We start from the raw sequence: 8,069 nt of genomic DNA, 5'->3' as shown, positions 1-8,069 counted from the left end.
CACCAGCGCGTACCGGGGCACCAACGCGCCCTGGCACAGAGCCGACGCGGTTTTCGCGTATGCGGTTTTCTCAAACGCAACACAACTCTAGATCAACCCGGTACAACTCCGCACAGCTGCCCAGCGGAAGGGACACAGATCACCCATGGCGGGGGACCTACCAGCCAACGAACAAATTGTCATGATTCATACGGATGCGCAGGCGAGCGGCGCGCCTGCCGGGGAAGCGGATCCGGCCGAACCGCTCACGGCCGCGCGGGAGGGCACGCGGATACTCCACCGCTACGGCCGGCTCAATATCGTCAACACGGCCGGCGCGACCTCCTCCCCGCGACCGAACGCGCGTGCCACCCCAACCACTGAGACGCACATCACCGTGATTGACCCAGCTGAGCTGAACCGGATCGAGCGCCTCGGCCTGGCAGCCTTCCAGCTGCGGAACAGCGCCGACTACATGCGGGCCAAGCAGGACCGGATCAGGGCCGACGAAGCCTGGGACATGGACCGATCCTGTACCGATGTCCCGCCGCCACGAAGCTCGCCCAGACGTGCCCCGGACGCCGTCAGCAGCCCCCCGGCCGAGCGCTCCCCCGGCTCCCCCGGCGCGGGCACAGCGCGGCCGCTGACCGCCACCCCCATCGCCACCGCCGCCGGCGACCAGACGGGCGAACCGGTCGGGCACGCCGCTCCCGCCATGCCCACCAGCGGCTTCATGGAAGGCAGCATCGCCATCGGTCTGGTCATCGTCGAGGGGCCGACAGCCGATCTCCAGTTCACCGCCGCGGAACGCACCAAGGTCGTCGCGGAGGTCCAGAACGGGCTGTCCTGGTATGCAACCACCAATCCCGCCGCGGACCTCACCTTCAGCTACGACATCAGGATCGTCCGGATCTCGACGCCCGCGAACCCCGCCGCCGCCGATCTGGAGGCGCTCTGGCGGGATTCCGCCATGGGCCAGCTCGGATACACGCCGAACTTCGACGGGGTGTACGAGTTCGTCGACGATCTACGCGAGTTCCATGGCACGCGATGGTCCTACTGCGCGTTCGTCACCAAGTACCCATTGTCCGACTTCGCCTACAGCTCGGTCGGCGGCCCCCGGCTCGTCCTGTCCTACGACAACGACGGTTGGGGCCCGGACAACCTCGACCGCGTGTTCGCCCACGAGACCGGGCACATCTTCGGCTGCCCGGACGAGTACGCCGCCAGCGGTTGCGGCTGCGGTGGCGCCTGGGGACGGTTCGGGGCCCCCAACGGCAACTGTGACAGTTGCGCACCCGACAGCATGACCTGCCTGATGCGCTCCAACAGCTTCGAGATGTGCCGGTACACCCCGAGCCACATCGGCTGGGGCCGCGGGGTGGCTGGCAACCCGGTCCTGGTACAGGGCGACTTCGGCCAGGCCGGCAACTTCGAGCTGGTCGTGCCTTCCGCGTTCGCCGGCATGACCCACCTGTGGCGTGACAACGACGCCCCGGGCCTGCCCTGGCGGGAGCCGACCCAGATCGCGCAGGCAATCGGCCGGATCGACGCGCTCACCATGATCCAGAGCCGGCTCGCGGCCCCCGGCGCGCTGGAGGTGATCGCCCGGACCGGCACCTCGCTGGTGTTCCTCTGGCGCGACAGCGGATCGTCGCTGCGCTGGCACGAGCCCACCCAGCTGGTGAACGGCGCCGCGGGGATGCCGTCGCTGATCCACAGCCGGTTCGGCCGGCTGGGTACGTTCGAGCTGCTCGTCCCGGCTCCAGACGTCGGCCTGCTGTACCTCTCCCGTGACAACGACGTCGCCGGTTACCCGTGGAGCCGGCCCGTTCTCGTGGCGGCGAACCTCGGCCGGGTCGATTCGGTCAGCCTCATCCAGAGCAGCTTCGGCGCCGGCGGCCTGGGCGCCGGCAATCTGGAGGCCGTCGCGTCGGTCGGTGGCCGGCTCGTGCACCTCTACCGCGCCGATGACGGGCTGTGGCGGACCTCAGTGGTGTTCGCCGAAGGCACGGCCGGTAATCCCGTGCTCGTCCAGAGCCAGTTCGGCCGGATAGGCAACTTCGAGGTCGTCGCGCCATCCGCCGCCGGCGGCCTGGTCCACCTGTGGCGGGACAACGACGCGTCCGGCTTTCCGTGGAGCGCGCCGCGGGTGTTCGCCACCGAGCTCGGGCACGTCGACACGGTGACAATGATCCAAAGTTCGTTCGACCGGCATCTGGAGGTCGTCGCGAGAGTCGGCGACCGGCTGTATGCCATGGCGCGTACGTCGTCGGGGACATTTGACTGGTTGCCCCCCAGCCGGATCTTCTAGTCCGGCTGGCAGCCCGCCCGTGGACCGGGTCCCGGGGAATCACCCGGGTTTCCGCCGGAGCGGCGAAACCGATCCGGCGGGTCCGGGCGCTGCCGCTCGGGGGAAAGCCGATCGGCGGCGTCCCAGGGCATTCCCTCCCCCAGCCGCCGCTTGCCTGCCAGACGTGCGAGCCAGGCGTCGACGAAAAGGTTCTCCGTCGCGGTCAGGGTCTCGCGCAGGCCCGCCGGCACGGTGTGGGTGAACACGCCTACGACACCGGGCAGGCGGGCCAGCGCGTCGGCGCCCCCCGGCGGGGACACGACCAGGGCAAGCCGCGGTAGCAGAATCGCGGTGACCCGCGCCAAGCCGCGCAGCGTGCCGATCACCTGCCGCTGGTCGCTCCCGGCCGCTGCCGGCTCCGTGTCCCGGTCGCCTGGATCATCACCGGCGTCCTCGGGACCAGCAGGCCCGCGCGACGGCACAGACCCTGCCGACGCGATGACGACCAGCAGCTCCGGTGTGGGTTCGACCACGCAAACGCCTCCCGCCACACCCCACATCTGGGCAACCATATGTCGCATAACAGTAACGCACAGCTGTCCATACACCGTCGGCGCACCCGGACAGCGCCGGACAGCGCCGGACAGCGCGGACCACGAACGGCCCTCAGCGACGCACGCACGATCCCGCCCGGTCACCGTCCGCACGGCAGCCGAGCGTGCCGACACGACATCGAGCGTTCACCGGGCGACTGGCCCATCATGAGCTCGGAGCCTGATCGCGTCCAGCGCCCAGGACCCGCCCCGACCTGAAACGGGTGTTCCCGCCATGACCGAACGACTGGCCCTGTTCCCGCTGGGAACCGTGCTGCTCCCTGGTCTCCTGCTCCCCTTGGAGATCTTCGAGCAGCGCTACCGTGTGCTCGTCGCCGACCTGCTGGACCTTGCCGCGGGCGAACCGCGCCGCTTCGGAGTCGTCGCCATCCGCCACGGGCGGGAGACCGGGACGGACCGCATACCGGTCTTCCACGAGATTGGCTGCACCGCGAACCTCCGCCGGGTCGACCCACATGCCGACGGACGTTTTTCGATCGTTACCTCGGGCGGAGCAAGGTTCCGGGTGCTCGCGGTGGACCAGACCAGCCGCCCCTACCTCATGGGTGACGTGGAGTACCTCAGCGACGGCATCGGTGACGCCCAGGAGGCGGCCGCCCAGGTCCCCGTCGTGGCGAAGCTGCTCCGCGACTACGCCGCCCGGCTCGCCACCTCCCGGGCCGCCGAGATCCGACTTCCCGATCTTCCCGATGATCCCCGGATGTTGTCCTATGTGGTCGCGGCCTCGATGGTGACCCAGACAGCCGAACGCCAGGCGCTGCTCGCCGCGCCCGACGCCGCGGCCCGGTTGCGGGCCGAGCGGACAATTCTCCGCCGTGAGCTCGGGCTCCTCGAACGGTTCACCGCCATCGCCTCTGACGAGCACATCCGGATCACCCCCAGCGCGAACTGAACAGTGGGCGGCCCCGCCCGCGGCTGTCCTTCTCAGCCCGTCGGATCAGCCGGCCGGCCCGCTCCACCACGCGACCTCAGCGAGACCGACAACCAGCTCAGGATCGCGAGCGTGAACAACGACACGCTGGGCAGGACGAGCAGGAAGCCGGACGACCGTAACCGGAAGTCGACAAGCTGGACGGCAAGATCACCAGCCTCGTGCGGAAGCTGCGCGATGACCCGCGCGGAACGCAGCCCGTGGCCGATCCAGCTGGCCAGCACGGACCCGGCGATCCCGCCCAGCGCGAGTCCCACCGGAACCGGCCAGCCTCCGTTGCGGCCCCGCCAGAACGCGAACGCTCCCCCGGCCAGGCCACCGACCCCGCAGATCATGGCGAAGTACACGTCAGCCCCGGCCTGAGCGCCGAAAGCGAGCTCGCTTCCGTCAATCGCGGCCCGGACATCCAGACGCGGAGCCGCCGCGGCCCAGAGCAGTCCGAGCAACAGCCCAGCGGCGGCCATGGCAACCGCGCACACGACACCGGTGAGGATCTCGGCCCGTCCCACCGCCCAGAAACGGTAGCCACGGTCAGTGGTCACGTACGGGTCATCCGAATCGGCGGCGACCCCCCCGAGAGCGCGCGGCCGCGGAGCCTGGGGTGAGCCCGGCGTTCCTGCATCGTGCGCGTCCGGCAACGGCTTTGTCACCATTCATTTATCGCTGACATCTGTGGCATCCATGATATTTGTGACATTCGCGGCCTTTGGGGCTCTGCCCGGACCGACGGCAGCGTGGCAGGACGCCTGCTGGGCATCGATCCGCGCGGCCGACGATCCATCAGGCACGCGCTAGCCCCGGGCATTGCCGGCACGCCGCAGCGCCATGCTGGCCGCGGTCAGCGTGATGACCGCGACCACCGCGCACACCAACAGGTCCGCGGCGGCCGCGGCCCAGTCGACGGACGGGCGGAACGCGGCGGCCAGCACATCCACCGCGTACGTGCTGGGCACCAGGTCCCGTAGCACGTTGGCTCCGGCGGGCAGCCGGTCCGCCGGGATGATGCCCACGAACAGCACGACACTCATGCCGACCTGCCCGGCGACGGTGGCCAGTTCCTGCCGTGGGGCAAGCAGGCCGATCGCGGCCCCGATACCGGCGAGCGAGGCGCCCGCCAAGGCGGCCACCGGTAGCAACAGCCACAGGCCCGACAGCGGAAGGTCAAAGAGCAGCGCGCCCACCACGGCCGTGATGACCGTCCCCGGCACCGCGAACGAGGCATAGGACGCGGCGGTGCCGAGGACCACCGCGCTGCCGGGAATCGGCAACGTCAGGTAGTAGTCGAGCGCCCCGGCCGCGCGCAGCGCCCCGAAGCGCTGCGCGAGCAGGTTGAGCGCGACGAAGGCCACCACCAGCACGGTTGACCCCGCGACCACCTGTTCGCTGGTTGTTTCGTTTCCGGTGTCGACGACCCCCCGCAGCAACAGCATGATCCCGAGGGACTGGAAGGCCGCGACGAACAACAGCGGCACCCGGGCCACCCGCCCGCGTGCAAGCTGACCGGCGTAGACAGCGCGCAGCGCCGGACCGAAGCGGGTGCTGGGTGGCAGCAGCACAGCGCCAGCCACGGTCACGGCGGCACCCACCGTGCCGCCGTCCTGACCGGCACAGCTCTGACCGGCACCACTCTGACCAGCACCGCTCTGAGCCAGGGATGGCTCACCGGTGGACTGGGATATCGCGTTATACGCGGCGGCGGTCATGTGCGCTCCAGGGTGCGGGACGCGCCACCAAGGGCAAGGTAGACATCCTCAAGGGACGGCGTCGCCAGGGTGAAGTCGTCGAGGGCGGCGAAGGCCGGACCGGCCGTGAGCCGCGCGAGTGCCTCGCGCGCGTCGGCCGCGGTCATCCGCGTGCTCCACCGGTGACCGGTGATCTCAGCGTGCTGGGCGAGCCGCACGATGGTCGGGTCATCGCGCGGCGGCTCGGACCGCCAGACCAGATCCAGCCGGACGTCCCCGCTCACCGACGCCTTGAGCCGCCCGGGAGTGTCACAGGCGATCACCCGGCCGGCGTCGAGGACGGCGACACGGTCGAGGACCGTCTCCGCCTCCAGGACGTTGTGCGTGACCAGCAGCACGGTGACGCCCGTGGTGGCGCGGCGCCGTTGCAGCGCCGACCACACCGCCCGCCGGGCCGTCGGGTCCAGCCCGGTCGTCGGTTCGTCCAGGACGAGCACCTGGCGGTCGCCGACCAGCGTGCAGGCAACCGCGGCCAGCCTGCGTTGGCCACCGGACAGGTGCCGCAGCGGCCGGCTCGCGATCGGCGCCAGCCCGAGCTCGTCCATGACGGCTGTCCGGGCCGCCCGGGAAGCGGCGCGGCCCAGCCCGCGCAGGCGGGCGGTCGTCTCCACCGCGACACCCACCGGGAGATCCGCGAGGGCCGTGTCAGCCTGACCGAGATAGGCCGCCAGCCGGGGCGGGATGTCCGGCCGGGCGACGATGTCCCACCCGAGCATCTCGATCGACCCTGCGTCCGGCCGGATGAGCCCCATGAGCTGGCGCACCAGCGTGGTCTTCCCGGCCCCGTTCGGCCCGAGGACGCCGAACACCTCGCCCCGCTCGATGTCGAGGTCGAGGTCGCACGTGGCGAGGACGGCACGCTCACCGACGCCGTGCCGGCGGGTGAGCCCACGCACGGCGTAGCTCAGCACGCGGCCCATTGTCGCAGCCCACGCGCATGGGGGTGGCCGGAGGGCGGGCGCGGGATATGCCCGCTGCCTGTCCCGGCCACGTTCAGCACTCGCCCTTCGCCGGCCGGCGGGCCTGACCGTGGGTCCGGACCCGCAGCGAGCCCAGTATCCACAACGCCTCGACCCCGTCCTTCCAGGTCAGTTTCTTCCCGTCCGCCCGGGTGCGGGCCTTGTAGCTGATCGGCACCTCGAACGGCCGGATACCACGGGCGAGCAGCTTGGCTGTCACCTCGGCCTCCATCCCGAAACCGACCCGGACGACGTCCAGCTCGCGGTACAGGCTGAGCGGCATCAGCTTGAAACAGGTTTCCAGATCGGAAATGTAACTGTCGAACAGGATGTTCGCGGCAAGCGTAACCGCCTTGTTGCCCATCACATACCAGAACGAGTACGCGGTGTTGCTGCTGAACGTCCTCGAACCGTAGACAACCTGGGCCTGGCCAGCGACAACCGGCTCGAGCAGCGCCGGGATCTCTTCGGGCGCATACTCAAGATCCGCATCGCAGATGACGAGGTAGTCACCGGTTGCGAGCTGGCTCGCGGCCCGGACCGCCGCGCCCTTGCCACGGTTCACGGCCTGGTGGACGACAACCACTCGCTGATCATCGATGCCGTCGAGAATCGCCCGGGTCCCGTCCGTGCTGCCGTCGTTGACCACTACGAGCTCGACCTCGCAGGGGTAGCTGACATCAAGCACCCGCTTGACCGCGGACGCGAGTGTGGCCTGTTCATTGAACACCGGCATCAAGACAGAAAGCTTCACATTCGCGAACATTACGCCGTGATCATCCGCTGGCCGTTGACCACCACTGTCGGGTGGCGCCAGGCCGCAGGCTCGACCAGGGGGTCCGCGGGGAGCCCGACCACGGCCGCGTACGCTCCCGCTTCGATACGCCCCGACGGCCGCTGGCCGTCAAGCCCGGCTGCCCGCGCCGCGCCGGAGGTCGCCGCGCGCAGCGCGCCGAGGCGGCCCAGCCCGGCATAGGCCAGCCGGTCGAGTTCCCGGGGATCGACGCCGGGCGGACGGTTACCCGCGCCGCCCGCATCGGTACCGTAGATCAGGGAAACACCGGCGCGATGGAGCAGCGCCGCGTTGCGCCCAGGCACGGGGCCGGCCCCGGAGTGACACTGCAGGGTCGACACCACCGGCACGCCAGCGGCGGCGATCCGGTCGACGGTCTCGGGCGGCAGCGGCTCCAGCGGGACGTGGGCGAGCTCATCCACGCCCGCCCGCAGCGCCAGCTCCACCGCTGCGACGGTCAGCGCGTGCGCGATCACCGGTAGCCCGGCCGTATGCGCGGCTTCCAGCACGATCGCGAGCTCGTCGTAACGCAGTGGCGACCGCCCAGGCCGCGCCGGGCCCGCAACGTCCCCGAGACACACCTTGATGAGATCAACACCGTCCGCGATGAGGCTGGTGACGACTTTGCGGGCCGCGGCGGGGCTGTCGGCCACAGCCAGCGCGTCGAGCGGGTCCTGTCCGGCCCCGTTCCGGCCAGCCGGGTCGTCTCGGCCCGGCATAACGCCGTTCGACCCGCCCCGGCCCCCGCGCGCCCGGTC

General features: G+C 70.5%; 8 protein-coding genes. 2 read left to right on the top strand and 6 right to left on the bottom strand.

What is annotated here, in order from left to right; genetic code table 11:
- Positions 1-181: 181 nt before the first annotated feature.
- The gene (locus tag MJ785_RS16485) at positions 182-2,293 is read left to right on the top strand and encodes a hypothetical protein (RefSeq protein WP_370652965.1); all 2,112 of its coding nucleotides are present in this window, start codon (positions 182-184) and stop codon (positions 2,291-2,293) included.
- On the opposite strand, the gene MJ785_RS16480 is transcribed toward MJ785_RS16485, so the two are convergent.
- The gene (locus tag MJ785_RS16480; RefSeq protein ID WP_239381644.1) at positions 2,290-2,805 is read right to left on the bottom strand and encodes a hypothetical protein; all 516 of its coding nucleotides are present in this window, start codon (positions 2,803-2,805) and stop codon (positions 2,290-2,292) included. The genes MJ785_RS16485 and MJ785_RS16480 overlap by 4 nt on opposite strands.
- Positions 2,806-3,100: 295 nt before the next feature.
- Here MJ785_RS16480 and MJ785_RS16475 point away from each other — a divergent pair, with 295 nt between their 5' ends.
- Complete coding sequence (locus tag MJ785_RS16475) at positions 3,101-3,778, top strand: LON peptidase substrate-binding domain-containing protein (protein ID WP_239311626.1); 678 nt, start codon at positions 3,101-3,103, stop codon at positions 3,776-3,778.
- Between the two features lie 32 nt (positions 3,779-3,810).
- Here the strand turns inward: MJ785_RS16475 and MJ785_RS16470 are convergent, their stop codons facing one another.
- The 5 genes from MJ785_RS16470 to MJ785_RS16450 form a co-directional block, all read right to left on the bottom strand.
- The gene (locus tag MJ785_RS16470; RefSeq protein ID WP_239311628.1) at positions 3,811-4,359 is read right to left on the bottom strand and encodes a hypothetical protein; all 549 of its coding nucleotides are present in this window, start codon (positions 4,357-4,359) and stop codon (positions 3,811-3,813) included.
- 249 nt (positions 4,360-4,608) lie between these two features.
- Positions 4,609-5,520 (bottom strand): ABC transporter permease, encoded by a 912-nt coding sequence (locus MJ785_RS16465; protein ID WP_239381642.1) that lies wholly within the window; start codon positions 5,518-5,520, stop codon positions 4,609-4,611.
- A complete protein-coding gene (locus tag MJ785_RS16460) occupies positions 5,517-6,479 on the bottom strand; it encodes an ABC transporter ATP-binding protein (RefSeq protein ID WP_239311631.1) in 963 nt (320 codons plus the stop codon). The genes MJ785_RS16465 and MJ785_RS16460 overlap by 4 nt, the downstream gene beginning before the upstream one ends.
- A 73-nt stretch (positions 6,480-6,552) precedes the next feature.
- Complete coding sequence (locus MJ785_RS16455; RefSeq protein WP_370651668.1) at positions 6,553-7,284, bottom strand: glycosyltransferase family 2 protein; 732 nt, start codon at positions 7,282-7,284, stop codon at positions 6,553-6,555.
- Positions 7,284-8,069: amidohydrolase family protein (locus MJ785_RS16450; RefSeq protein WP_239381640.1), on the bottom strand; the 786-nt coding region annotated here is incomplete at its 5' end. The genes MJ785_RS16455 and MJ785_RS16450, both read right to left, overlap by 1 nt.

The organism is Protofrankia sp. CiT1, from assembly GCF_917627335.1.
GTDB lineage: Bacteria > Actinomycetota > Actinomycetes > Frankiales > Frankiaceae > Protofrankia.
The sequence above is the reverse complement of the archived record's forward strand: the minus strand, read 5'-3'. Positions and strand labels throughout refer to the sequence as shown.

Coding starts and splice junctions, on each gene's coding strand:
- MJ785_RS16475 (WP_239311626.1), top strand. CDS start 3,101: ATGACCGAACGACTGGCCCTGTTCCCGCTGGGAACCGTGCTGCTCCCT.
- MJ785_RS16455 (WP_370651668.1), bottom strand. CDS start 7,284: ATGTTCGCGAATGTGAAGCTTTCTGTCTTGATGCCGGTGTTCAATGAA.
- MJ785_RS16485 (WP_370652965.1), top strand. CDS start 182: ATGATTCATACGGATGCGCAGGCGAGCGGCGCGCCTGCCGGGGAAGCG.
- MJ785_RS16460 (WP_239311631.1), bottom strand. CDS start 6,479: ATGGGCCGCGTGCTGAGCTACGCCGTGCGTGGGCTCACCCGCCGGCAC.
- MJ785_RS16465 (WP_239381642.1), bottom strand. CDS start 5,520: ATGACCGCCGCCGCGTATAACGCGATATCCCAGTCCACCGGTGAGCCA.